Raw genomic sequence first — 23,716 nt, 5'->3', positions numbered from 1 at the left:
TGTTACCCATGTCTCCGGTACAAAACGTCACCTATCTCTCAAGTCGGACAGCTGTCCGGACCGGGAACATAGGTAACAGTTTATACCTAAGGCGTCGGCCTCAGCCATCCCTCCTAAATCGATCGCATGTGACGCCGCCTCAGCATGGGGGCTTTTCGTTGCCTGCTTGATTGATGAGCGTCGCAGACATTCGTGGATCCCCGCCTTCGTCGGTCGCGCATAAGCATTTCAGCACCATAAGTTTCGCAAAAGCCGGACGCGCTATGGCTGTCCCGATGATCCGTCTTCCCGCTTTTGTTAAGGGGCGAAAGAGGGTGGGTCGGACCAAAGATCAATCCGCATCCGTCTTCGGGCTTTGCGAATTTCCTTGAGCGGCGTGGCTTTAAGTCGCGTAACTGCCAAGGACAATTCGTCCTGTTGGTCGATGTCATCGTTGTTTGCAGGCGGCCGTCGCGATGTCGAATTCTGAGATTCTTCTGTCTATTTGTGTTCCCACCTACAACCGCCAATTCTTGCTAGAGCGAAATGTATCGTTTCATCTGGAGCGTTTCCGGGAACTGCAGGTACCTTTCGAAATCGTCCTCGTAGACGATTGTTCGACGGACAATACCGCGGCCTATATCCAGTCTCTTGAGGGTATTCCTGAAATCAACGCATACCGCCGGGTAAAGAACTCAGGCTTTGTCAGCAATTATGCTTTTGCCATGCGCCGCGCGCGCGGTCGCTATGCCGTGTTCCTGGGAGATGACGATCTGTTGATCCCGGAGAAGGTCAAGGAATATGTGGAAATCATGGAGCGCGACCCCGGCATCGGCATGGTGCAGGCGCCGTGGATGTTGGTGGATGCGCGCGGCGGGCAGCGCGACGTCGGGCCATTCTACCGCGTGCCTGGACCGACACGCATTTCGCAAAATGATTATTCCGCTTTCCTCAATTTCATCTTTGCCAATCACGCCTTCCCGGAGTTCCTGATCGTCCGTCGCGACGTCCTGGCAAAATCCATATCCAGCGCCACGCCCTTCATTTTCTGGGCCTATCTCTACACCGGGCGAGCGCTCGATAAGACTGACATCCTGTTCATGCCTGAGCCGTTTGCGCGCGTGACGGCCGTGTCGGATGATCCGCGCATGCAGCAGGGCAACAATGAGTGCATGTTCCAGTGGGACACCTATCGCGGCGGACTGGAATACCTTGCGTCATTGATGTGGCGCGACAAGACGCCATCTTCGTTTGAGCGCGAAGAGTTCCTGCGCAAGTTGACGGAATTCATGATCAATCGTCAGAGCGTCGCACTGAGGCTCCATATCGAAACTGGCAACTGGCCGGAGGCTTACATCCTCTATCATCGCATGTCGGCTTATGCCGACCTGCCGATCTCTGGTTCCTCGCCGGATACGATCAAGAAGCTTGCTGGCCTGTTCGTCGCCACCAAGGAAGCGGAAGCCTACAGCCTACAGCCGATCATTCTAGATCCCATGATTACCGATGAGATCGTCAACCTGTTGCCGGCTGGTCTGAAGGGACGATTGACACGGCAGATTCCCGCTGGCGAAAGCGGTCCTCACGCCTGGTTGAGGATGGACCCGAGTTTCGGCGAGCCGATGAAGCGCGGCGATGCAGGGTTTGATGTGTCCACGTATCTGGATCAGTTCATTTAAGTGCCGAGTTCACTGAGCTCTGATACGGATCAAGGCGTCCGGCAAAAGCGAATATTGATATTGTAGCCGCAGGCTCAGGTGGAAGTTTATGATGGATCAAGCCAAATCCGGATCAGTTGATGAAGTGAACAAGAAGCTCAACGAGCTATTGGCGGGTGTGTCGGCCATTGCCGAGCGTCAACAACTGCATGAAGAGATCATGGTGGAGCTTGTCACTTTCCTCCAGGCGTTCCGAGAGGAAGCCCAAGCTGGCCAGCATGCCAATCAGCAGGCTTCCCAGTCCATCGTATCGACGATGAGTACACTCGCACGCTCTAGCGCCGAGTTGGGAGCTGCAGTGGGAGCGAGTGTGAAGGACGTAGCAAAGAGCCTCGAAGGGGTGGCGGGTGAACGTCATCGGACCCTGCTGCGTTTTGCACGCGCTGGTCTGCGCAATGCTCCCGTCGCATCATCTCGGATCAGGTGTGTCTTCCTTGTCCACATGATCGAAGCCTGGGATGCTCAGGTCGATGTCTATCGATCCATGCTACGTGATCCGCGGTTCGATCCGGTCGTCGTCAGCATCAATCGCGCGTTCTCCGGTGAAGGCGGGTTCGGCGGCGAGGACGTCGTCAGCGCCGCACTGGATGGTCTTGGCATTCCTCATCTTCGCCTCGGCACGCAGAATGTCCACGAGGCACAAGACACACTGATCTATCTCTCGCCGGATGTCATTTTCCGCCAGTCGCACTGGGATGTCGATTATCCGCCTGCTTTCAGTACAGAGGCACTCTCGTTCGCGCGCCTCTGCGTCATCCCATACGGTATGTCCATCGTCCAGAAGTTCAGCCACTCGGAGCCGACACCTTCATCCATATCGCCAATGGCGTTCGACCAGCCCTACCATCGCTCAGCTTGGCGCATTTTCTGCGAAACGAATCAGACGAAAGCTTACTTCGAGACCTTTCATCGTGGGCAGCCCAGCAAGCTGGTCCTGTCGGGCTATCCAAAGCATGAGCGTCTCCTTCAGGCTGTCGGCAACGGCGTTTGGCCGCTGCCTGACACAGGGAAAAAGGTCTTCAAGGTCATCTGGGCTCCGCACCACTCGGTCGGGGGCGACTGGCTGGCATTTGGCGTCTTTCACAACATCTACATGGACATGTTGCGGTGGGCGCAACAGTCACCGGACATCGAGTTTGTCCTGAAGCCGCATCCGGCACTTTTTTCTCTCGTGGTCAGAATGGGCTACGTGTCGCAGGCCGGTCTGGATGCATTTATACGCGAATGGAAATCGCTGCCGAACTGCGCACTCTGCGAGGATCAATATAGCGAACTTTTCGCAGCATCCGACCTGATGATCACTGACGGGCTGTCGTTCCTGACGGAATACCAGCTATTCGATAAGCCACTTCTTTTCCTCGATTCGCAAAGGCATGTCCCGTTCAATGAATTGGGCCAAGCCGCCGAAGCCTGTGCTGACAGGGTGATGACGGTGCAGCAGGCCAAGGACGCAACTCTAGCCTATGCGGCGGGCAAACCTTGGGGGCATGAAAGTGAGAGAGCCCGCCTACGCGAAATGCTGTTTCCCACTGAGCGACCATCATCCGAGATTATTCTTGAGACGATAGCCGAAGGGTTGGGTGTGGTTGGTCAGCCTGAGAAAAGTTCTGTGTCTTAATGCTGTGTCAGACGGTCCTCGTATCCCGGAAACCTCACAGGTCCTCTGGCTTTCGCGAGCGTGTCGTCTCGTTATTGCAGTAATTGTTAGCGGCATTCTATCGTAAGGTCGTGAGATGTATCGTCAGACTGTTCAAGAGCAAGCTCTTGCCTACGAAACCCATTCCACTTCGACGGAAGTAGCGGCGCGACGTACGGCGTTCGCATTCGATTTGGATGGTACGATCACCAAGGCCGAGCTGCTGCCGATGATCGCATCGGAGCTGGGTCTGGAGGCGGAAATGCGCCTTTTGACCGAACTGACCATGGCAGGAAAAATCCCGTTTGAAGATTCGTTCAGGCTGCGTTTTGCAATATTGAGAAGTGCCGGCCTGGAGCGTATTCGCTCGATCGTCTCGGAGGTGGAGTTCGATCCTTATATTGAGGCCTTCATCAGCGAGAACGCCGAGCGTTGCTTCGTCGTGACCGGCAATCTCGATGTGTGGATCGAGCCGCTGAAAGAGCGCCTTCCTTGCTTGTTTTATACCTCCACGGCCATGTTGGACGCCGATGGCAATGTAACGGGTCTTGGTACGGTCATGCGCAAGAATGTCGCCGGACTGGAGCTGAAGGAGCGTTTCGATCGGGTCGTCTCGATTGGCGATGGCTTCAACGACGTACCAATCTTCGATGTTGCCGATATTGGCGTTGCTTATATGGGGCTCCATACAGCGCCGGATGCACTCGTGGCAGTCTCCAACTATGTCGCTCTTGACGGAAAATCCTTATGTCGATTGTTAAGCACGCTGTAATCGCTGCTGCGGGCCTCGGTTCGCGCCTTGGTCATGGCAAGCCGAAATGCCTCGTTGAAGTGGAAGGCGTAAAGATCCTCAAGCATTTGCTGCATCTTCTTGATGATGTGGAAGATGTCCGTGTCGTCGTTGGCTTTGAGGAAAAGGAAGTCATTTCGGAGCTGCGCAAAATCCGGCCCGATGTCCTCGTCGTTCGCAATCCCGGCTTCCGCTCTACCACCACGCTGCACAGTTACGAGCTGGGCGCTCGTCACATAACGGGCGACTGCCTTTTCATGGATGGCGACATGCTGATTGAGAAGGAAAGCTTCAAGGCTTTCCTGCAAGCGTGCCGGCCGAACGAGGCCTGCCTCGCCATCACCAAGACCAAAACGCGCGATGCGGTGTTCGCCACGGTCGAAGACGGCATGGTGACCAGTTTCAGGCGTGATGATCCCACAACGTTCGAGTGGGCAAACATCTCCTGGCTACCGAATGCCTATTTCGCTGACATCGGCAACACCCCTGTCTACGAACAGTTGAAGCAGTTCTTGCCCATGCGAGCGCATGAACTGGTCGCGTACGAAATCGATAACGAGCAGGATCTCGCCTTGGCGAAGGACAATATTCACCTGTTCCAGTTGGAAGCCCTGGTTTAACTGGGCGTGCGCATATAGCCGGTCGATTGATGGAAAGATTGAGATGAGCAGGATTTACGACAAGGCTGAGACGATCGATGGCAAACAGGTCCACGATTTCTTCAACTCGCGAGCAAAAAAAGAGGCCAATGCCGTCGATGCCGTCATGTTGCAATCGAATGGATCGACGCTGGCGATAGACCGCGACAAGCACGAGCGGGAAAATCTGATACCGCACCTTTCGAAGCCTTCCAAGATTTTGGAATTGGGATGTGGCGCCGGGCGGCTGGCCACCGTTTATCGCGGGGCAGGCAATCATTATCTCGGGATCGATTTCTCAGAGGAGTTGATCGCACGGGCGAATGCTGAGGTGGGGATGGACGAAACTACCTGGTTTCAGGTGGGAGAAGTCCCTTACGTCAATGTCGAGCAATTGCAGGTCAAACCGCCCTTCGATTTCTTCCTGATCACGGGCCTCTTCATCTACCTGAACGACGAAGCGGTGCTCGACACGTTCCGCTTGATTGCCGACCTCGCAGCACCACAAGCAATGCTCTATCTGCGGGAATCGCTGTCGGATATCGATGTTCGCTTGACCTTAAAAGAGCATTTCTCAGAAGAGCTTGGCGATACGTATAACGCCATCTATCGCACAAGCGATGAACTTAGAGCCGTCATGGACGAAACACTCATCGCCCAAGGGTTCTCCTATTCAGTGAACGGTGAGTACGCCTTCCCGCCCGCTCTGCGCAATCGCGCCGAAACGGCTCAGAAGTATTTTCTTCTTTCCCGCTGAGAGAGAGCCCGGGCAAGTTAGCGTTTTTAATTCACCGAAACGCTCTAGGTCGGCACCCCGTCACATCTTCGCGCCTGATTGACGCGAGCAAGTTGGCCACCTGGAGCCAGCGTTTCTTAAGCGCAAGTGGAACATTCTCTCAAAGCAGTAGTTCACTCTTTGCTAATAGGAGAGTGAAAGATGCTAAAAGGATTGCTATTGTGGGCGCTGGGCGTCCCGTTCTTCGTCATTGTGTTGCTTTATATGTTTGTCTTCTGAGCATGAAGCGCCGTGCTTCTGATTGGACGCACAAGGGACGCTTTCGCTTTGGGATCTATGCATTGTGTATTTCCGAAAATCGATTCCGATTTTCGGGCAGATGCACGAAGCAAACGTCGAGGAATCGAAAAAGGCGCCGGGATTTTCCGGCGCCTTTTCGTTTTATTCGAGATCGTCCAGAAGTCGGGAAGCCGATTTTGCACTCGTTCTGCGGATCTCGATTTCATCACGACGCGAGGAGAGCAACTCGCCGGCCAGCAGCGCTTCTGCAAGATCGGCAGGCAGCGATAGGATGACACGTTCGCCATCGGATATCTTGCCCGTGTCACTGCGCTTGCCGACGATCATGCCGCCCGCCACCGTGTTGTTGGTGTCCGGATCGATCAGGATGAAGGAGCCGGTGGAGCGGTTCTGCTCGTAGGGGTCGAAAATCGCTGTTTCGTCGAAGCTCAGGCGCACCTTGCCGATGGCGTTCATCGGCAGCGTTCCGTCATGCGTCTGCCAGTGGCCGTTCTTCAGGTCCAGCTGCGTGAAGGGCTGAACGCTGACGCGCTGGCGGCGGCTACCGCTTTTCAGCCAGTAGCGCTTGTTCGGTTCGATGCCGCCGGGTTGTAGTGCGACGATCTGAGCGTCGAAAGCCAGACCCGTCTGAGGCTGCGCATCAATGGACACGATCATGTCACCGCGCGAGACATCGACCTGACGGTCGAGCACCAGAGTGATCGCATCACCGGCAACGGCGGCGTTGCGCACCAGATCGAACGTGACGATCTGTTTGACGTTCGCCACCATGCCGGACGGCAGGATGACAACGGAATCGCCGGGTTTTACAGCGCCGCCTGCAACGGTGCCCTGATAACCGCGGAAGCTTTCGCCGGGACGAGACACGCGCTGAACGGGAAGCCGGAAGCCTCCGGTCTGGGTAGAGCGCACCGTCGCAAGCTCCAGCGTTTCGACGAGCGTCGGGCCATCATACCAGGGCATGGAAGCCTTGCCGGAAAGCACGACGTTCTCGCCCTTCAGCGCCGACATCGGAATGGCGACGATCTGCTTGATGCCAAGCGACAGCGCAAATTCCTTGAAGTCATGCGCGATCAGTTCGAACCCGGCCTTGTCGTAGTTGGTGAGATCGATCTTGTTGACGGCGAGCACGAACTGGCGAATGCCCATCAGTGCTGCGATCGTGGCGTGACGGCGCGTCTGCTCCAGGATGCCGGTGCGCGCATCGACGAGAAGGACGGCAAGATCGGCAGTGGAAGCGCCAGTCGCCATGTTGCGCGTATATTGCTCATGGCCGGGCGTATCTGCGACGATAAAGGCGCGCTTGTCGGTTGCGAAATAGCGATAGGCGACATCGATGGTGATGCCCTGTTCACGCTCGGCCTGAAGACCGTCGAGCAGCAACGCGAAATCGGGAAGGCCGAGATCGTTCTGCTTGCCGCTATCGCGCTTCAGCGTCGCAGCCTGGTCTTCCTTCACCGCTTTGGTGTCCCAGAGCAGGCGTCCGATCAGGGTGGACTTGCCGTCATCCACGCTACCGCAGGTGATGAGGCGTAGCGGGCGGGTATCCTTGACGGCTTTTGCAGGTTCGACAAAGGGCAAGATGGTGGCGGATTGCGCCGTGGAGGTCTGGGTCATCAGAAGTATCCCTCGCGCTTTTTCTTTTCCATGGAGCCGGACTGGTCGCGATCGATAGCGCGGCCTTGTCGTTCCGAGACGGTGGCGATTTCAAGCTCGGCGATAACCTCGTCCAACGTCGTGGCTTCGGAGTGGATCGCGCCCGTCAGAGGGAAGCAGCCAAGTGTGCGGAAGCGGATCGAATCATATTTTACTTCTTCGCCAGGCTGCAGTTCCAGCCGTTCGTCTTCAGCGAGAATCATCATCCCGTCGCGCTCGATATAAGGGCGTTCCTTGGCATAATAGAGCGGAACAAGCGGAATGTTTTCCGCCTGGATGTAACGCCAGATGTCGACTTCCGTCCAGTTGGAGAGTGGGAAGGCGCGCACGCTCTCGCCCTGACGGACCATGCCGTTATAGATATTCCACAGTTCCGGGCGCTGGTTGCGTGGATCCCATTTGTGGTCGGGCGTGCGGAAGGAATAGATGCGCTCCTTGGCGCGGCTGGCTTCCTCGTCGCGGCGCGCGCCGCCAAAGGCAGCATCGAACTTGCCGGCATCGAGTGCTTGACGCAGGGCTTCGGTCTTCATGATGTCGGTGTAGAGCGCAGATCCATGTGTAAATGGCGTCACATTCTCCACCGCACCACGCGGGTTGGTGTGCGAAATCAGGTCGAGATCATACTCCTTGACGATATTGTCGCGGAACTCGATCATTTCCTTGAACTTCCAGCCGGTATTAACGTGCAGAAGCGGGAAGGGGATGCGACCCGGGAAGAAGGCCTTGCGCGCAAGGTGCAGCAGCACGGACGAATCCTTGCCGATGGAGTAGAGCATCACCGGACGCTCGAACTCTGCGGCAACTTCACGGAAAATGTGGATGGCTTCGTTTTCGAGGGCCTTCAGATGGGGATCGAGCGGCTGCTTGGGTGTGCTGACGCTGGTGCCTTCCGTTTCCGGAACTGCATTGGACATTTTAAACTCCGGCAATGTACTGAATTGAACTGTCAAATTTGAGAGGCGGGACGGATCGAGCTTTGCGTTGCTTCAGCGACATGCAGGCCGCATTCGCGCTTCTCGTCATTTTCCCACCACCAGCGCCCGGCACGCTCTGGTTCGCCGGGCTTGATGGCGCGGGTACAGGGCTCGCAACCAATAGACGGGTACCCGCGTGCATGAAGCGGATTGACGGGAATGTTCTCTGCCGCAACATGGGCCTTGATCGCGTCGATGTCCCAGTCCGCCAACGGGTTGATCTTGATGAGATTGCGATCCGCATCAAACTCGGCAAAGGGCGTGGCAGCGCGATTGCCGGACTGGCCGCGGCGAAGCCCGGTGATCCAGAAGCCAGCGCCTTCGAGTGCCTTGGCAAGTGGGATCAGCTTGCGCACATGACAGCAGGCATGGCGCGCCTCGACGCTCTCATAGAAACCGTTCAGTCCGTACGTCTCGGCATAGGCGTCGATGTCGTCCTGTTCGGGGTAAAAACGGGTGATGGTGATCCCATACCGATCTTCGGTCTCTTCGATCAGGCGAAGCGTTTCCGCAAAAAGGCGCCCGGTTTCCAGGGTAGCCACGTCGATCGGCAGGCGATGTGTGCCAATTGCCGCGGTGATGACCTGATCTTCAATTCCAAGGCTGGTGGTAAAGACGGCACGCGATCCGAGACCTGCGACGAGGGCAAGCCTTTCGGCGAGAGAAAGGTCTTTCAAACCCGCGTCGAGCGAGGTGACATCCTGACTGGAAAAGGTCTGCGGAGGCGTATTGATCGTCATTTCTCGATTCCGAAACTTTACTGTCCCGATAATCTTCGAAAGGCGTCATCTTTTACAGAAACGCGCGTGCTTCTGTCGGTCGCTCGCGAGCAAATATCTCTCCTGCTGCGTCGTTACGCGCAAAAGACTCCCAAGATGACAAGATAGCTCCCAGATCAACGGTGCCAATAAAACCTCAACTGTTCCGAATTGCAAGAGGATTGCGATATTTTCTGTAATTTTTGTAGAATATTGCTGCACGCCTCGGTAGGGCTCTTCACGCAGGTTTTGTTCCCGTGCTTTACGCAATACCATTCCGGTAACGCGATTTTTTCGCGAGAGACAGGGTGAAAACGGGCAAAACTGCGAACTGGTTTTGCGCGTATGGGGGCTTCAGCGCATGAGTTGTTGCGCCGATCTTTCGCTCCGCGGCGTTTTTCTTATTGTCGCAGGAAGCCCGAGGGAAACACTTTTGCGAATAAATCGCAGCAGATTGACCGTGAAATCCTAAACGCTACTGTGAGCGCATACGCATCCAGGAGGGTAGTGATGTCGAAATTTCTTTCCAGCCTCAGCGCCATCGCGCTCAGCCTGTCAGTCACATTGGGTGCAGTCGGACCGGCATTGGCCGATACAAAGCTCTTGAACGTGTCCTATGATCCGACACGCGAGCTTTATAAGGATTTCAACGAGGCCTTCGCCAAGAAGTGGAAGGCCGATACGGGTGAGGATGTCAGCATCCAGCAGTCGCATGGCGGTTCCGGCAAGCAAGCACGCTCGGTCATCGATGGCCTGGAAGCTGATGTCGTCACGCTTGCGCTGCAGAGCGACATCGACGCGATCGTCAAGAACAGTGGCAAGATCAATCCGGACTGGCGCACGCGCCTGCCGCACAACTCTTCACCATATACATCCACTATCGTCTTTCTCGTCCGCAAGGGTAACCCGAAAGGCATTCATAACTGGGGTGATCTGGTAAAGGGCGACGTGCAGATCGTCACGCCAAACCCCAAAACGTCGGGCGGCGCGCGCTGGAACTATCTCGCAGCCTGGGCTTGGGCGAATGAAGAGTTCAAGGGCGATCAGGATAAGATCAAAGCCTATGTCGGCGAACTCTACAAACGCGCCCCAGTGCTTGATACGGGCGCCCGCGGTTCGACGGTGACCTTTGCTCAGCGTCAGATCGGCGACGTTCTGTTGGCCTGGGAAAACGAGGCTTATCTTGCCGGCCAGGAATTCGGCGAAGATGCGTTCGATATCGTCGTCCCGCCGATTTCGATCCTGGCAGAACCGCCCGTTGCTGTGGTTGACGCCAACGTCGATGCCAAGGGCACGCGCAAGGTGGCAGAGGCCTATCTGCAATATCTCTACTCCGACGAGGGTCAGAATATCGCTGCCAAGCATTTCTATCGTCCAAGCAATCCTTCCGTTGTCTCCAAGGATCTTTTGAAGCAACTGCCGGATATCAAGCTCGTCACCATCGACGATCCTATTTTTGGCGGTTGGGCCAAGGCGCAGCCTGAGCACTTCGGCGATGGCGGCATCTTCGACCAGATTTACAAGCCCGCCAAGTAAGTGAATGATGTGCAAGCGTTCGGGCGGCCACGTGCCGCCCGGCGTGAAGCAGAATCGATCGACTGGCTTCACCGCCGGTCGAAAGCGCGTATGATGGCTGGTTCAAGCCATTCGTTTACCCGGAGCCTCGATGAGCAGTACCCCATCGCAAAGCGGATGGAAGTGGCGTCAGTCTAGCGTCTTGCCAGGTTTCGGCCTGACGCTTGGTTACACGATTACCTATCTCTTTCTCATTATTCTCATTCCCCTCGGCGGCCTCATCTGGTCCACCGCCCATCTTGGATTTTCAGAGTTCCTGGCGATTGCCACTGACAGCAGAACCTTGAATGCGCTCCGCGTCAGCTTTGGCACCGCCTTCATCGCAGCACTCGTCAACGCCTTCTTCGGTGTCATCATCGCCTGGGTTCTGGTCCGCTATCGCTTTCCGGGGCGCCGCTTCGTCGATGCAATCGTCGATCTGCCTTTTGCGTTGCCAACAGCGGTTGCCGGCATTTCGCTGACGACCCTCTATTCCAACCGCGGTTGGATCGGTTCGCTGTTCGAACCGCTGGGCATCAAGATCGCCTTTACGCCGATCGGCATCGTCATTGCGCTGATCTTCATCGGTCTACCCTTCGTCGTGCGCACGGTGCAGCCCGTCATGGAAGAGATCGACCGGCAGGTGGAAGAGGTTGCGGCCACGCTCGGCGCCAACCGTTTCCAGACGATCACCCGCATTCTTTTGCCGGGACTCGTCCCCGCCATCCTGACGGGTTTTGCGCTCGCCTTCGCGCGCGGTGTCGGGGAATACGGCTCCGTCATCTTCATTGCAGGCAACATTCCCTACGTGTCGGAAATCGCACCGCTTCTCATCGTCATCCGCCTTGAGGAGTTCAACTATGCAGGTGCGACGGGTATTGCCACGATCATGCTGATCATCTCCTTTGCGATGCTCTTCGTCATCAATCTCATTCAGGCCTGGAGCCGCAAGAGGTATGGTTATGCCTGATAGCGTTCAGTCCTTGTCCTACCCGTCCAAGTCTTCCAAGTCGTTTCGCGATCCTGCGAGCGAAGGGCCGGCAGCAAAGCTAGCCCTCTTTCTTGTCGCCTTCCTCTTCCTGGCGCTCTTCCTTGTGCTGCCACTCGTGGCCGTATTCGTCGAAGCCTTCCGCAAGGGCGTGGAATCCTTTTGGGAAGCGATCGTCGAGCCGGATGCGCTCTCTGCCATTCGCCTGACGCTTCTGGTCGCTGCCATCGCCGTGCCGCTCAATCTGATTTTCGGTGTCGCTGCCGCCTGGGCCATCGCCAAGTTCGAATTCAAGGGCAAGGCGTTCCTGATCACCCTGATCGACCTGCCGTTCTCCATCTCTCCGGTCATTTCCGGTCTGGTCTACGTCATCCTGTTTTCGTCCCACAGCGTGCTGGGGCCCTGGCTGAAAAGCTATGGAATCGAGATCCTGTTTGCTGTTCCGGGCATTGTGCTTGCAACTGTCTTCGTCACCTTTCCTTTCGTGGCCCGCGAACTGATTCCGCTGATGCAGGATCAGGGAACCGGAGATGAGGAGGCGGCGATCTCGCTTGGCGCGTCCGGCTGGCAGACCTTCTGGTATGTGACGCTGCCCAACATCAAATGGGGCCTGCTTTACGGAGTGCTGTTGTGTAATGCCCGCGCCATGGGCGAGTTCGGCGCCGTCTCGGTGGTTTCGGGTCACATCCGTGGCGAAACCAACACCATGCCGCTCCACGTCGAAATTCTTTATAACGAATACAATATCGGAGCGGCCTTCGCTGTCGCCACCCTGCTGGCAGGGCTTGCGCTCGTCACCCTCGTACTCAAAACCATTCTCGAAATACGCTTTGGCGCGGGCAACGCTGCCGGCAAGCATTGAAGGGCATATCCATGGAAGTGAAAGTTTCCGGTATCACCAAGCAGTTCGATCGCTTTCCGGCGTTGAACGACGTGTCGCTCAATATCCGCTCCGGCGAGTTGATTGCACTGCTCGGTCCTTCCGGCTCCGGCAAGACGACGCTTCTGCGTCTGATCGCAGGGCTAGAGCAGCCGACGGCCGGACATATTTTCTTTGGCGATGAGGATGCCTCGCACCGCTCTGTTCAAGAACGAAATGTGGGCTTCGTCTTCCAGCATTATGCGCTGTTTCGGCATATGACGGTTGCGGAAAACATTGCCTTTGGCCTCAAGGTCCGCCCATCGGCGACACGGCCTCCGAAAGCAGAAATCCGTAAACGTGTTTCCGAACTTTTGGACATGGTGCATCTTTCTGGGCTGGAAAAGCGCTATCCCAATCAGCTCTCCGGCGGCCAGCGTCAGCGTGTTGCGCTGGCTCGTGCCGTCGCCATCGAGCCACGGGTGCTGCTGCTCGACGAACCGTTTGGCGCACTGGATGCCAAGGTCCGCAAAGAACTTCGCCGTTGGCTGCGTGAGTTTCACGACCGCACCGGCCACACGACGGTCTTCGTTACCCATGATCAGGAAGAAGCACTGGAACTGGCCGACCGCGTGGTGGTGATGAGCCAAGGCAAGATCGAGCAGGTGGGCACGGCGGACGATGTCTATGACACACCAAATTCCCCCTTCGTTTTCTCCTTCATCGGCGAATCCTCAAATCTTCCGGTCAAGTTCCAGAATGGCCAAGTCTTGTTTCAGGGGGAAAGCATTGGGCTTGCGCAGACGGGGGACGGTGAGGGGGATCTGTTCTTCCGTCCGGAAGATGTGGTGCTGACGAATGAGCGGGACGCACTGTACGGCAAAGTGACCACCTGTCGTCGTCTTGCCGGCACCCGTATTGCGGAGATCGATATCGCCAATAATGGCCACGAACCTTACCATCTGGAAATCGAAGTGCCTCTGGATGCGTCGGTATCCGTCGGTAACGAAGTTCGCTTTCGGCCGACACGCTGGCAGATTTTCAAGAAGTAAAACAGACAAAAGGAAAAGGGCCGCTTCGAGCGGCCCTTCCATGAGTTTGGTCGTTGTTTCAGACCCAAAACGTTTTGCAACGTTTCGAAGGGAAGGCGGATCAGGCCGAGGGCTGCCTCGTCAAAATCAAATCCTTTCCATTGCCTGCTACGAAGACCGAAATCTCACTAGACATTGGATCACCTTCCTTTCGCTACGTTGAACATAGTATGAAGGTAATCCGATTCGCGCTGATTGCAAGGGGGCGCCCTTATATCGATGCGTCAATCCGAGCAAGCTGCGGTCGACTGAGAACGGTAGCCTTGCGTCAGAAAAGCTGAAAGTCTTCTCCGACGCAAACGCAAGCATTTGATTTTATTCACCAAACCGCATCACGATCTTGCCGATATGGCTGCTGCTTTCCATCAACCGGTGGCCTTCGGCAACCTGATCAAAATCGATCACATCATGAATGACAGGTGCGATCATGCCGCTCTCCAGCAGCGGCCAGACCTGCTCGACAAGCTCATCGCGAATGGCGCGCTTCTCGTCGGCGGTGCGCGGGCGCATGGTGGAGCCCGTAACGGTGAGGCGCTTGACCATAATGGGTCGTAGATCGACCTTCTCGGCGACGGTGCCGCCGAGGAAGGCGATCATCGACAGGCAGCCGTCCTTTGCAAGCGAGGCGATGTTCTTTTCGAAATAGGATGCGCCGATCATGTCGAGAATGACATCCACGCCCTTGCCGGCGGTTTCCTCCTTGATAACGGCGGCGAAATCTTCCTCGCGATAATTGATCGCCCGCTTGGCGCCAAGCTTCTCGCAGGCGTCACATTTCTCCTTCGAGCCGGCGGTGGTATAGACGTCAGCGCCGAAAGCCTTTGCGAGCTGGATTGCCGTCGTCCCGATGCCGCTGCTGCCGCCATGGATCAGAACACTTTCGCCTTCCGTCAAGCCCGCCATCTGGAAAAGGTTGGCCCATACGGTGAAGAAGGTCTCTGGCACTGCGGCAGCTTTCACCGCATCATAACCCTTGGGGAAGGGCAGGGCCTGGCCAGCGGGCACGACGCAATATTCGGCATAGCCTCCGCCATTGGCAAGCGCGCAGACCCGGTCGCCAACTTGGAAATCGCGGACACCTTCGCCGAGCGCGACGACTTCTCCGGCGACCTCAAGGCCGAGAACCGGGCTTGCGTCTTTTGGTGCGGGATAATTGCCCTGACGCTGCGCCACATCCGGTCGGTTGATCCCTGCTGCCTGAACCTTGACTAGAAGTTCTCCGGCCTTGGGCGAAGGTAAAGGCCCGTTTGAAAACGTCATGACTTGAGGGCCGCCAAAGCTTGGCAGATCGACAAAACGCATGGTGGTTGGCAGTGACACGGGTGGCCTCCTCAAAGCTTTCTAGAGTCAGCTACACTTAGGTGACCCATATGGCTTATGAAAGAAGGCGTAATGCCGCTCCCGTCATTTCGTTTCGCCGTGGCTGCAGATCACAAGGCCGGCATCGCTCTCCTTGGCTGCTTTCTTGATGTTGGCAATCTCTGTACCGATACCCTCCGGATTGCCGATCAACATGCCCTTTGGCAGTTGAAGGACGCCGATCGAGCATCGCAGAAGCGCAAACTCCCGCTCGTTGCCGAAACGGTCGAAGCCCTTGATCTGGCCCGCCAGGCGATCTTCTTCCGAGTAAAGCGAGGTGACATCGTCGTGGAAGTCGCTGAGCAACCGCTCAAGGATTTCGGTCACCTCATCTTTCGTCCAGTCGCGAACGCCGATGAAGAAATCATCGCCGCCGATATGACCAAGGAAGCAATCGCCGGAGAAGAAATAGCGCTTCATCAACGCCGAAAACAGGCTGATGGCATGGTCGCCGACATGGAAGCCGTACTTGTCGTTGAAAGGTTTGAAGTTGTCGAAATCGCAGTAGCAGAAGAAGCGATCTTCATCACTGTCTCGGCAGGACTCCTCGATAAAGCCGCTGATCGCACGGTTGCCGGGCAGAGCCGTTAGCGGGTTCTGTTCCTGTGCCAGCTTCAACTGCTTTTCATTGATGACCTTGATCAGCGACGCCGCGGAGACCACGCCGACATAGCGCATGTTTTCGGTCAGAATGACGCAGGCGCTTCCGCCCATATTGGCGAATATATTCATCAGCCGATCCGCATCCGCATCGAGGCCGACGATGGGAGCGCGATCGACGAAGTGCGAGATCGTCCGTTCATAGACCTTGTTCTTCAACAGATCGCGGCCAAAGGGCTGATAGATATATTCCTTCATGTGGTACTCGTTGATCACCCCGCGCGGTTCGCCATTGGCGTTGAGAACGGGGAAAAAGGCTTGTTCCGGGTTTCGGCGAAAGAGCTCGAAGACGCTGTCGATGCTGTCGTTCTCATAGACGGTGGGAAGATGCTCGATCTGGCGGCGGATGAGGATCTCATCGAGCGTCTGACGGTTGCGGCGGGTTTCTCCCAGCAGTTGGAGATGCGGAAACGACGTCTGCAACTCCTTGACGAAGGTGGTAGGGCGGGAGATGAACCAGCCCTGCACCAGATCGACACCCATTTCGCGGCAAGCGAGAAATTCCGCTTCCGTCTCTATACCTTCAGCAATGACGCGGACGCCGAGCACATGGGCGATGTTGACGATGTTCTTGACCATGTGACGCTTGCGCGGATTGCGCTCGACGTCCTGGATGAAGTAGCGGTCGATTTTCAGATAATCGACATCGAAGTCGCAGAGCAGCTTCATTTCGCCATGACCAACGCCAAAGTCGTCGATGGCGAGCTTGAAGCCTTCCTTGCGCATGCGGTTGATCAGGGTGCTGAACTCCGGCACACTGGTATTGTCGAAGCGCTCCGAAAGCTCGAAGCAGATGGAGGAGGGCGGGATTTTTGCCTGCGCCAATTGCTCCAGCAGCTTGTCCAGAATGATGTCTCCATGGCGTATCAGCCGGACATCGAGATTGAGAAACAGCGTGGCCGAAGAGAAGTCCGGAAGCGTCGAAAACTTGGCGAGTGCCCGGCTCGCAATCATCTTCTCCAATTCGACGAGTTGTCCGTCGGCTTCGACATGATCGAGAAGTTCGAGAGGGTTGGAAAAGCCGATGCGATCGTGTCCGCGCATCAAGGATTCGTAACCGAAAACTGAGCCGGTCGTGGCTTCGACGATCGGCTGGAAGGCGCATTCAAGAACCAGCTTCGCCATCGAAATCATCTGGCCGCTGGCAAACCGTCTGACGATATTCGGCTCGGCACTCATCGAAACCACAGGTTCTCTCCACCATTGCAGATCCGTTCGTGGCAAAGCCACTCGGACCTATGTTTTTAGGCGGGAGTGTGGAGAAGATTTCTCAATGAAAACTTTACGACAGATGAAACTTTGGTGACAGTTTCATGTCTGGTCAGGTTGCGTACGGAGACAGTTCCGTTCAGCGTCTATGCGTGTTGTGGAACGCGTAAAGTTCCGCCACATTGACCGCTTCACCTTCCATCTTCCGACGCGAGGCAAAGCCGCCCTTATCTCGCTGCTGAGTCTCCGCCCAAAGCTTCAGCGCCGCGCGGACGACTTCGCTGCTGGAGGCATAAGAACCGCAAGCGACGGCCTCGTGCATCTTCGCGGCCTGTTCCGGAGAGATCGATACGGTCAACACTGGCATGGTTAGTCCTCCCTATTACCAAGCTGCGGGTTTATTCCCCGTCAGCCGCATTGGCCGCCATCAACATCCGTGGAGCACATGATCATCTACACATCGCGGGGTGGCGGTCGGAGCAAACGTCAAAGCTCACCGTTGGTTCCGGCTGATATGGCGCGGACCAAGAAGAGTTTTTGGCGGGCGCTCAACGCATGCTCGGACTTGGCTCAAAGCGATCGAAAACACGCGGTCTTTTATGTTGATTGATCAGTTAATCAATAATAATAAAAGCTGCAAAGGAGATCGTTATGCCCAAAGTCGGAATGGAGCCTTTGCGGCGCAAGGCGCTCGTCGATGCAGCTCTACGCACTATAGGCCATCATGGCTCGCTGAATGTGACGATGTCGGATATTGCAAAAGAGGCTGGCGTCTCTGCAGCTCTGGCGCATCACTATTTCGGCAGCAAGCAGCAACTGCTGTTGGAAACGATCCGCAGCCTGCTGCGCGATCTGCGAAGGGATGCGGTCGCAGCTTTGACGAGAGCCTCCGGGCCGCGCGAGCGCCTCAGCGCCATCGTTCGGGTATCGTTTCAAAGTGACCAGTTCACCCAGGAAACGGTAGCGGCGTGGCTCGCCTTTTACGTTGAAGCGCAGCGCTCGGAGGAAACCCGCCGGCTGCTTGTCGTCTATACCAAGCGACTTCGCTCCAACATCATGCATAGCCTCGGCCGGCTGTGCCCACCGGACGACGCAGCAAGGATCGCGGAAGGTGCCGCGGCCCTGATTGACGGGCTCTACATTCGCCACAGTCTCCATGCCGCACCGCTTGGCATCTCCGCTGCGGCTGCGCTGGTTGAAGACTACTTCGACATGCAGCTGAAACGCTTTTCGGACAACAAGCCGTCTACCAGCATTCTTTGAGGACACCGACTATGACTTTGAAAGCCCAGCCCAAAGCCTCGCATTTCATCGATGGCGACTATGTCGAAGACGAGAACGGTACGCTGATCGAAAGCATCTATCCGGCCACCGGCGAAGTCATCGCGCGCCTTCATGCAGCCACTCCCGCCATCGTTCAGCAGGCGATCGCCTCGGCCAAGCGCGCGCAGAAGGAGTGGGCGGCGATGAGCCCAACGGCCCGCGGGCGTATCCTGCGGCGCGCGGCGGACATTATGCGCGAGCGCAACCGCGAGCTTTCCGAACTGGAAACGCTCGATACGGGCAAACCCATCCAGGAAACCATCGTTGCCGATCCGACATCGGGTGCCGATTCCTTTGAATTCTTTGGCGGTATCGCGCCCTCTGCGCTCAATGGTGATTACATCCCTCTTGGTGGCGATTTCGCTTACACCAAGCGCGTTCCCCTCGGCGTCTGCGTCGGTATCGGTGCATGGAACTACCCGCAGCAGATTGCCTGCTGGAAGGCCGCGCCTGCCCTGATCGCCGGCAATGCCATGGTCTTCAAGCCGTCTGAAAACACACCATTGGGTGCTTTGAAGATTGCGGAAATCCTCATCGAGGCCGGACTGCCCAAAGGTCTTTTCAACGTCATTCAGGGCGACCGCGATACCGGCCCGCTTCTTGTCAATCACCGGGACGTCGCCAAGGTGTCGTTGACAGGATCGGTTCCGACGGGCCGCAAGGTCGCCGCTGCAGCAGCAGGTCATCTCAAGCATGTGACGATGGAGCTCGGCGGCAAGTCGCCGCTTATCGTCTTCGATGATGCCGATATCGAAAGCGCTGTCGGTGGCGCGATGCTCGGCAACTTTTATTCGTCGGGCCAAGTCTGCTCGAATGGCACGCGGGTCTTCGTCCAGCGTGGCGCAAAGCAGCGGTTCCTCGATAATCTGAAGAGCCGCACCGATGCCATGGCGATCGGCGACCCCATGGATGAGGCAACCCAGATCGGCCCGCTTGTCTCAAAGGCGCAGCAGGAAAAGGTGCTGGCCTATATGGAGAAGGGCAAGTCAGAAGGCGCGACGGTCGTGACCGGTGGCGGCATCCCCAACAATGTCTCCGGTCAGGGCTTCTACGTCCAGCCCACTGTTTTTGCTGATGTGAAGGACGACATGACCATTGCCCGCGAAGAGATCTTCGGGCCGGTGATGTGCGTGCTCGATTTCGATGATGAAGACGAGGTGATTGCCCGCGCCAATGCGACGGAATTCGGTCTCGCAGGCGGCGTCTTCACTGCCGATCTATCTCGCGCGCACCGCGTGGTCGATCAGCTGGAAGCCGGCACGCTCTGGATCAACACCTATAATCTGTGCCCGGTCGAAATGCCGTTTGGCGGCTCCAAGCAATCCGGCTTCGGTCGAGAAAACTCGGCGGCGGCACTCAATCATTATAGCGAGTTGAAGACCGTCTACGTGTCGACCGGCAAGGTTGAAGCGCCTTATTGACCGGATACTCCCCTAGCAGGGGAGTGGCCAATCGGTCCGTCAGCCCGCGTTTTTAAGGCGGGCACCGCCATCGAGAGAGATAAGAAGATGCAGCAGGCAGATTTCGTCATTGTCGGTTCCGGGTCCGCTGGCTCAGCCATGGCCTATCGCCTGTCGGAAGACGGCAAATATTCTGTCATCGTCATCGAGGCGGGCGGATCGGATTTCGGGCCATTCATCCAGATGCCGGCGGCACTCGCCTGGCCAATGAGCATGAAGCGTTACAACTGGGGTTATCTTTCCGAGCCCGAGCCGAACCTCAACAATCGTCGCATCACCGCGCCACGCGGCAAGGTGATTGGTGGTTCTTCCTCCATCAACGGTCTCGTCTATGTCCGTGGCCATGCGGAAGACTTCAATCGATGGGAAGAACGCGGAGCACAGAGCTGGTCCTATGCGGATGTGCTGCCTTACTTCAAGCGCATGGAGCATAGTCATGGTGGGGAGGCCGGCTGGCGTGGCACGGATGGCCCACTGCACGTGCAACGTGGTCCGGTGAAGAACCCACTCTTCCATGCCTTCATTCAGGCGGGAGCGCAGGCGGGATTTGAACTGACAGACGACTATAACGGTTCGAAGCAGGAAGGCTTCGGCCTGATGGAGCAGACGATCCACGACGGTCGCCGCTGGTCCGCGGCGAATGCGTATCTGAGGCCGGCGCTAAAGCGTGGCAACGTCACGCTGGTCCGCGGCTTTGCGCGCAAGATCGTCATTGACGATGGCCGCGCAACAGGGGTCGAGATTGAACGCAAGGGCGCCATCGAGACGATAAGAGCGAACCGCGAGGTGATCGTTGCCGCCTCGTCCTTCAACTCACCGAAGCTTCTGATGCTGTCCGGTATCGGCCCGGCGCAGCATTTGCAAGACATGGGCATCGAGGTCAAAGTGGATCGCCCGGGCGTTGGTGCTAATCTCCAGGACCATATGGAATTCTACTTCCAGCAGGTCTCGACCAAACCCGTCTCGCTCTATTCATGGCTACCCTGGTTCTGGCAGGGCGTGGCAGGCGCGCAGTGGCTGATGACCAAGGGCGGGCTGGGTGCCTCCAACCAATTCGAAGCCTGCGCCTTCCTGCGCTCCGCACCGGGTTTGAAGCAGCCCGACATTCAGTTTCACTTCCTGCCCGTCGCCATTTCCTATGACGGCAAGGCAGCTGCAAAGAGCCATGGCTTCCAGGTGCATGTTGGCTACAACCTGTCGAAATCGCGCGGCAATGTCACGCTTCGGTCTTCCGATCCAAAGGACGACCCGGTCATCCGTTTCAACTATATGAGCCACGCTGAAGACTGGGAAAAATTCCGCCATTGCGTGCGCCTGACGCGCGAGATCTTTAGCCAGAAGGCGTTCGACGAATTCCGCGGCCCGGAGATCCAGCCAGGCGAAAAGGTTCAGTCCGATGCAGAGATCGACGCCTTCCTGCGTGAACATCTGGAAAGCGCCTACCACCCCTGCGGCACTTGCCGGATGGGCGCCAAGGACGATCCCCTGGCCGTCGTCGATCCGGAATGCCGCGTCATCGGCGTGGATGGCCTGCGTGTGGCAGACAGCTCGATCTTTCCGCATGTCACCTACGGCAATCTCAATGCCCCTTCGATCATGACGGGAGAGAAGGCCGCCGATCATATTCTGGGAAGGCAGCCTCTGCCGCGCTCCAACCAGGAACCCTGGGTCAATCCGCGCGCGGCGATCAGCGATCGCTGATTTTGGCCGCGATGCTGGTTCGTGCTGATAGGGCGAAAACGCTACGGTGTTCTCAACTTGCGTTCTTCAGATGCTTTTTCATGGCATTTGTCAAAGACATGGTTGCAATCGGGGCTCTCGGGTCTGATAAGAAACCCTGCCATTGAAATGCAGAAACAAACGTGCCATGCCAGCCACTTACAAGAACATGAAGATGGTCCGCCGCTCCCGCGTCATGTGGGGATCATGGCGAGTATGGAAACCGAGAGCCGTCTTCTGGCTCGGTGCCATTGCGGTGGGGCTGATCAGCGTTGGTTTTGCCAAGGCGGCGGACTGGGCTCAACAGATCTTTGCCGCCACGACATCGTCAGGCCAGTGGGCCTTTCTTCTGCCACTCATCATCACGCCGATGGGCTTCGTTCTCTGCGCATGGTTAGCAATGGTGGTCTTTCCCAACTCCGGTGGGAGCGGCATTCCGCAAGCCATTGCCGCGCGCCACTTTCACGATGATGAGGATCGTTCAAGGCTTTTGTCGATCAAGCTCGCCGTCGGCAAGATCGTTTTGACGATCGTTGGTCTGATGTCCGGCGCGTCCATAGGGCGTGAGGGTCCGACTGTGCAGGTGGGTGCCTCCATCATGCTTTTGGCGGCACGGGTAGGCGGCATGGCGCAGGCGCGAGGACTGATCCTCGCCGGCTCAGCTGCAGGAATTGCAGCGGCCTTCAATACGCCGCTTGCCGGCATCGTCTTTGCTATCGAGGAGATGAGCCGTTCCTATCAGTCCCGCGCCAACGGCCTGGTGCTGACGGCCGTTATCCTTTCGGGTCTCGCCTCTCTCGGACTTGTCGGCAGCTACACCTATTTCGGCACCAGCACCGTCGTGATGCAGACCGGAAAGGACTGGAGCCTGGTTCTGCTTTGCGGCATCGGCGGCGGCTTTCTCGGAGCCATCTTCAGCGCGGGCGCTTTACGCGCCTCGCAACGTATTCGCCGTTGGGCGCATACGGTTCCATTGAAGCGCATGCTGATCGTCGCGGGCATCTGCGGCTTGGCTTCGGCCGTCATCGGCGTCGTAAGCGGGGGCGCGACCTTTGGAACCGGCTATGAGCAGGCGAGAGCAGCCGTCGAAGGTGAGGCGGCACCCATGTTGTTCTTCGTCGAAAAACTGATGACGACATTTCTCGCCATGCTGTCGGGCATTCCGGGAGGCATATTCGCGCCTTCGTTGTCCGTCGGTGCGGGCTTCGGCAGCACAGTGTCTTCGCTGCTTGGCACCAGCATCGCGCTCGGTGCCATTCTTGGCATGGCCGGCTATTTTGCCGGCGTCGTTCAGGCGCCAATGACCGCTTTCGTGATCATTCTGGAAATGACCGGCAACCATGATGGCGTCATCGCCATCATGGCCGCCTCGATGCTGGGCTACCTGACCTCACGCATGATTTCCCCCGAGCCGCTCTATCACGGTCTGTCGCGCGTCTTCATTGCGCAGGGGATCAGGGCAAGGCGCGCCAGCGAAGCCGAGCATCACGAGGCTGATGCTCATGCGGAGGCGGGCTTGCGTTCCGGCGCCGGCCCGAACGAGTTGACCCCGAAGTAACCAAGCCCTGGGATCTTGATGCCGGGGTTCTGAATGTCGATCCCAGCGACGAGACCAAGGAAATTGACCTCGAAGCCGCTCCGCACACCGGCAGATAATCCGAAGAGACCTCCGAGCGAAACGCTCACATCCTTCCAATCCTCGGCGATATGGAAGAACTCTCCATTCGGCAGATAGTCGCGACCGACAGCGTCTGGCGGCAACACTACGCCAAGCTCAGGCACGCTGCGCAGCACATGGGCGATGAAGGTATTCGAGTTGGGGCCGGGATAAATCCGGTAGCCGCCCGCCTTGGCGTAAGGATAGTCAGCGATGGCCTGCTGAACTTTCGGGATCAGCCTCTCGGCTTCCTCTCCGTGCAGTTCCAGAACCTTGCGGGGCATGTTGGAATACCAATAGGCATCCGGCGCGTAGGCATTGCGCCGAATGGGTGAACCCCAGCCGACCTTGTCGTATCGTTCATAGCTTGTGGCGCCCTCCGGTTTCATCACGATCCAGGCGTGGCTGGCAATCGAGCCTTTGAAGCCGCCGGTCATGGCGGAGTAGACATAGATCGCCGCAGGCTTGTCCGCTTCCGCTTCCGGCAATATGCCGGCGGAAGACCAGCGCGCATTGCGATAGCCGGTCGGATGTTCCTTCATCGCCCATAGGCCCGCGGAGGCAAGCGCAGGCAGGAGATAGACGATAATGACGACGGCCAGGAACCGCTTGGCAAATTTCAATGGAGAGCCCCGTGCATGATGCGAACAAT

The 23,716-nt window shown here is 57.1% G+C and carries 20 protein-coding genes; 13 read left to right on the top strand and 7 right to left on the bottom strand.

From position 1 onward, the window contains the following. Positions 1-455: 455 nt before the first annotated feature. From WKI41_RS18965 to WKI41_RS18945, 5 genes are all read left to right on the top strand, one after another. Positions 456-1,658 carry a glycosyltransferase family 2 protein gene (locus WKI41_RS18965; protein ID WP_340195018.1) on the top strand — a complete coding sequence of 401 codons (1,203 nt, stop codon included), beginning with the start codon at positions 456-458 and terminating at the stop codon, positions 1,656-1,658. A gap of 91 nt (positions 1,659-1,749) precedes the next feature. Continuing rightward, entirely contained in the window at positions 1,750-3,315 is a 1,566-nt protein-coding gene (locus WKI41_RS18960) for a CDP-glycerol glycerophosphotransferase family protein (protein ID WP_340195017.1), read from the top strand. A 115-nt stretch (positions 3,316-3,430) separates the two neighbouring features. Next, positions 3,431-4,105, top strand: a complete 675-nt coding sequence (locus WKI41_RS18955; protein WP_340195016.1) for an HAD-IB family phosphatase — start codon at positions 3,431-3,433, stop codon at positions 4,103-4,105. Then, positions 4,081-4,743 (top strand): NTP transferase domain-containing protein, encoded by a 663-nt coding sequence (locus tag WKI41_RS18950; RefSeq protein ID WP_340195015.1) that lies wholly within the window; start codon positions 4,081-4,083, stop codon positions 4,741-4,743. The genes WKI41_RS18955 and WKI41_RS18950 overlap by 25 nt, the downstream gene beginning before the upstream one ends. A 43-nt stretch (positions 4,744-4,786) precedes the next feature. Then, positions 4,787-5,518, top strand: a complete 732-nt coding sequence (locus tag WKI41_RS18945; RefSeq protein WP_340195014.1) for a methyltransferase domain-containing protein — start codon at positions 4,787-4,789, stop codon at positions 5,516-5,518. Between the two features lie 420 nt (positions 5,519-5,938). Here WKI41_RS18945 and cysN read toward each other — a convergent pair whose 3' ends face one another. Genes cysN through WKI41_RS18930 form a run of 3 tightly spaced genes read right to left on the bottom strand, consistent with a single transcriptional unit; the run spans position 5,939 to position 9,167 of the window. Then, entirely contained in the window at positions 5,939-7,414 is a 1,476-nt protein-coding gene (gene cysN, locus WKI41_RS18940) for a sulfate adenylyltransferase subunit CysN (RefSeq protein WP_340195013.1), read from the bottom strand. Next, positions 7,414-8,367, bottom strand: coding sequence for a sulfate adenylyltransferase subunit CysD (cysD, locus tag WKI41_RS18935; protein ID WP_111847601.1), 954 nt, complete (start codon positions 8,365-8,367; stop codon positions 7,414-7,416). The genes cysN and cysD overlap by 1 nt, the downstream gene beginning before the upstream one ends. A gap of 32 nt (positions 8,368-8,399) precedes the next feature. Then, complete coding sequence (locus WKI41_RS18930) at positions 8,400-9,167, bottom strand: phosphoadenylyl-sulfate reductase (protein ID WP_340195012.1); 768 nt, start codon at positions 9,165-9,167, stop codon at positions 8,400-8,402. A 528-nt stretch (positions 9,168-9,695) separates the two neighbouring features. On the opposite strand from WKI41_RS18930, the gene WKI41_RS18925 reads away from it, so the two are divergent. The 4 genes from WKI41_RS18925 to WKI41_RS18910 all read left to right on the top strand — a co-directional run bounded on the left by WKI41_RS18925 (position 9,696) and on the right by WKI41_RS18910 (position 13,638). Further along, positions 9,696-10,721, top strand: a complete 1,026-nt coding sequence (locus tag WKI41_RS18925; protein ID WP_340195011.1) for a sulfate ABC transporter substrate-binding protein — start codon at positions 9,696-9,698, stop codon at positions 10,719-10,721. Between the two features lie 130 nt (positions 10,722-10,851). After that, a complete protein-coding gene (cysT, locus tag WKI41_RS18920) occupies positions 10,852-11,709 on the top strand; it encodes a sulfate ABC transporter permease subunit CysT (protein ID WP_340195010.1) in 858 nt (285 codons plus the stop codon). Further along, a complete protein-coding gene (cysW, locus tag WKI41_RS18915; protein ID WP_340195009.1) occupies positions 11,702-12,589 on the top strand; it encodes a sulfate ABC transporter permease subunit CysW in 888 nt (295 codons plus the stop codon). Before cysT ends, cysW begins: the two co-directional genes overlap by 8 nt. An 11-nt stretch (positions 12,590-12,600) precedes the next feature. Next, positions 12,601-13,638, top strand: a complete 1,038-nt coding sequence (locus WKI41_RS18910) for a sulfate/molybdate ABC transporter ATP-binding protein (RefSeq protein ID WP_340195008.1) — start codon at positions 12,601-12,603, stop codon at positions 13,636-13,638. Positions 13,639-13,992: 354 nt separating this feature from the next. Here the strand turns inward: WKI41_RS18910 and WKI41_RS18905 are convergent, their stop codons facing one another. The 3 genes from WKI41_RS18905 to WKI41_RS18895 form a co-directional block, all read right to left on the bottom strand. Then, on the bottom strand, positions 13,993-14,979 hold the full coding sequence (locus WKI41_RS18905) for an NAD(P)H-quinone oxidoreductase (protein ID WP_340195031.1): 987 nt from the start codon (positions 14,977-14,979) through the stop codon (positions 13,993-13,995). Between the two features lie 102 nt (positions 14,980-15,081). After that, a complete protein-coding gene (locus WKI41_RS18900; protein WP_425341074.1) occupies positions 15,082-16,875 on the bottom strand; it encodes a bifunctional diguanylate cyclase/phosphodiesterase in 1,794 nt (597 codons plus the stop codon). 169 nt (positions 16,876-17,044) lie between these two features. Then, complete coding sequence (locus tag WKI41_RS18895; RefSeq protein ID WP_340195006.1) at positions 17,045-17,272, bottom strand: ribbon-helix-helix domain-containing protein; 228 nt, start codon at positions 17,270-17,272, stop codon at positions 17,045-17,047. A gap of 284 nt (positions 17,273-17,556) precedes the next feature. Here WKI41_RS18895 and betI point away from each other — a divergent pair, with 284 nt between their 5' ends. From betI to WKI41_RS18875, 4 genes are all read left to right on the top strand, one after another. Next, entirely contained in the window at positions 17,557-18,168 is a 612-nt protein-coding gene (gene betI / locus WKI41_RS18890) for a transcriptional regulator BetI (protein ID WP_340195005.1), read from the top strand. A 17-nt stretch (positions 18,169-18,185) separates the two neighbouring features. Then, the gene (betB, locus tag WKI41_RS18885; protein WP_340195030.1) at positions 18,186-19,649 is read left to right on the top strand and encodes a betaine-aldehyde dehydrogenase; all 1,464 of its coding nucleotides are present in this window, start codon (positions 18,186-18,188) and stop codon (positions 19,647-19,649) included. A gap of 87 nt (positions 19,650-19,736) precedes the next feature. Beyond that, the gene (gene betA, locus WKI41_RS18880; protein WP_340195004.1) at positions 19,737-21,389 is read left to right on the top strand and encodes a choline dehydrogenase; all 1,653 of its coding nucleotides are present in this window, start codon (positions 19,737-19,739) and stop codon (positions 21,387-21,389) included. A 166-nt stretch (positions 21,390-21,555) separates the two neighbouring features. Beyond that, a complete protein-coding gene (locus WKI41_RS18875; RefSeq protein WP_340195003.1) occupies positions 21,556-22,965 on the top strand; it encodes a chloride channel protein in 1,410 nt (469 codons plus the stop codon). On the opposite strand, the gene WKI41_RS18870 is transcribed toward WKI41_RS18875, so the two are convergent. After that, positions 22,908-23,687 carry a DUF3750 domain-containing protein gene (locus tag WKI41_RS18870; RefSeq protein WP_340195002.1) on the bottom strand — a complete coding sequence of 260 codons (780 nt, stop codon included), beginning with the start codon at positions 23,685-23,687 and terminating at the stop codon, positions 22,908-22,910. The genes WKI41_RS18875 and WKI41_RS18870 overlap by 58 nt on opposite strands. Between the last annotated feature and the right edge of the window lie 29 nt (positions 23,688-23,716).

Source organism: Agrobacterium larrymoorei, assembly GCF_037722385.1.
GTDB lineage: Bacteria > Pseudomonadota > Alphaproteobacteria > Rhizobiales > Rhizobiaceae > Agrobacterium > Agrobacterium larrymoorei_C.
Note: the sequence above shows the minus strand (reverse complement) of the source record. Positions and strands in the feature narration are given on the sequence as shown.

Bases quoted from the DNA above. Each gene is read 5' to 3' on its own strand.
- WKI41_RS18910 (WP_340195008.1), top strand. From the start codon at position 12,601: ATGGAAGTGAAAGTTTCCGGTATCACCAAGCAGTTCGATCGCTTTCCG.
- WKI41_RS18895 (WP_340195006.1), bottom strand. From the start codon at position 17,272: ATGCCAGTGTTGACCGTATCGATCTCTCCGGAACAGGCCGCGAAGATG.
- cysT (WP_340195010.1), top strand. From the start codon at position 10,852: ATGAGCAGTACCCCATCGCAAAGCGGATGGAAGTGGCGTCAGTCTAGC.
- WKI41_RS18875 (WP_340195003.1), top strand. From the start codon at position 21,556: ATGCCAGCCACTTACAAGAACATGAAGATGGTCCGCCGCTCCCGCGTC.
- betA (WP_340195004.1), top strand. From the start codon at position 19,737: ATGCAGCAGGCAGATTTCGTCATTGTCGGTTCCGGGTCCGCTGGCTCA.
- WKI41_RS18960 (WP_340195017.1), top strand. From the start codon at position 1,750: ATGGATCAAGCCAAATCCGGATCAGTTGATGAAGTGAACAAGAAGCTC.
- WKI41_RS18900 (WP_425341074.1), bottom strand. From the start codon at position 16,875: ATGAGTGCCGAGCCGAATATCGTCAGACGGTTTGCCAGCGGCCAGATG.
- WKI41_RS18965 (WP_340195018.1), top strand. From the start codon at position 456: ATGTCGAATTCTGAGATTCTTCTGTCTATTTGTGTTCCCACCTACAAC.
- cysD (WP_111847601.1), bottom strand. From the start codon at position 8,367: ATGTCCAATGCAGTTCCGGAAACGGAAGGCACCAGCGTCAGCACACCC.
- WKI41_RS18925 (WP_340195011.1), top strand. From the start codon at position 9,696: ATGTCGAAATTTCTTTCCAGCCTCAGCGCCATCGCGCTCAGCCTGTCA.
- WKI41_RS18945 (WP_340195014.1), top strand. From the start codon at position 4,787: ATGAGCAGGATTTACGACAAGGCTGAGACGATCGATGGCAAACAGGTC.
- WKI41_RS18905 (WP_340195031.1), bottom strand. From the start codon at position 14,979: ATGCGTTTTGTCGATCTGCCAAGCTTTGGCGGCCCTCAAGTCATGACG.
- WKI41_RS18955 (WP_340195016.1), top strand. From the start codon at position 3,431: ATGTATCGTCAGACTGTTCAAGAGCAAGCTCTTGCCTACGAAACCCAT.
- cysW (WP_340195009.1), top strand. From the start codon at position 11,702: ATGCCTGATAGCGTTCAGTCCTTGTCCTACCCGTCCAAGTCTTCCAAG.
- betI (WP_340195005.1), top strand. From the start codon at position 17,557: ATGCCCAAAGTCGGAATGGAGCCTTTGCGGCGCAAGGCGCTCGTCGAT.
- WKI41_RS18950 (WP_340195015.1), top strand. From the start codon at position 4,081: ATGTCGATTGTTAAGCACGCTGTAATCGCTGCTGCGGGCCTCGGTTCG.
- cysN (WP_340195013.1), bottom strand. From the start codon at position 7,414: ATGACCCAGACCTCCACGGCGCAATCCGCCACCATCTTGCCCTTTGTC.
- WKI41_RS18930 (WP_340195012.1), bottom strand. From the start codon at position 9,167: ATGACGATCAATACGCCTCCGCAGACCTTTTCCAGTCAGGATGTCACC.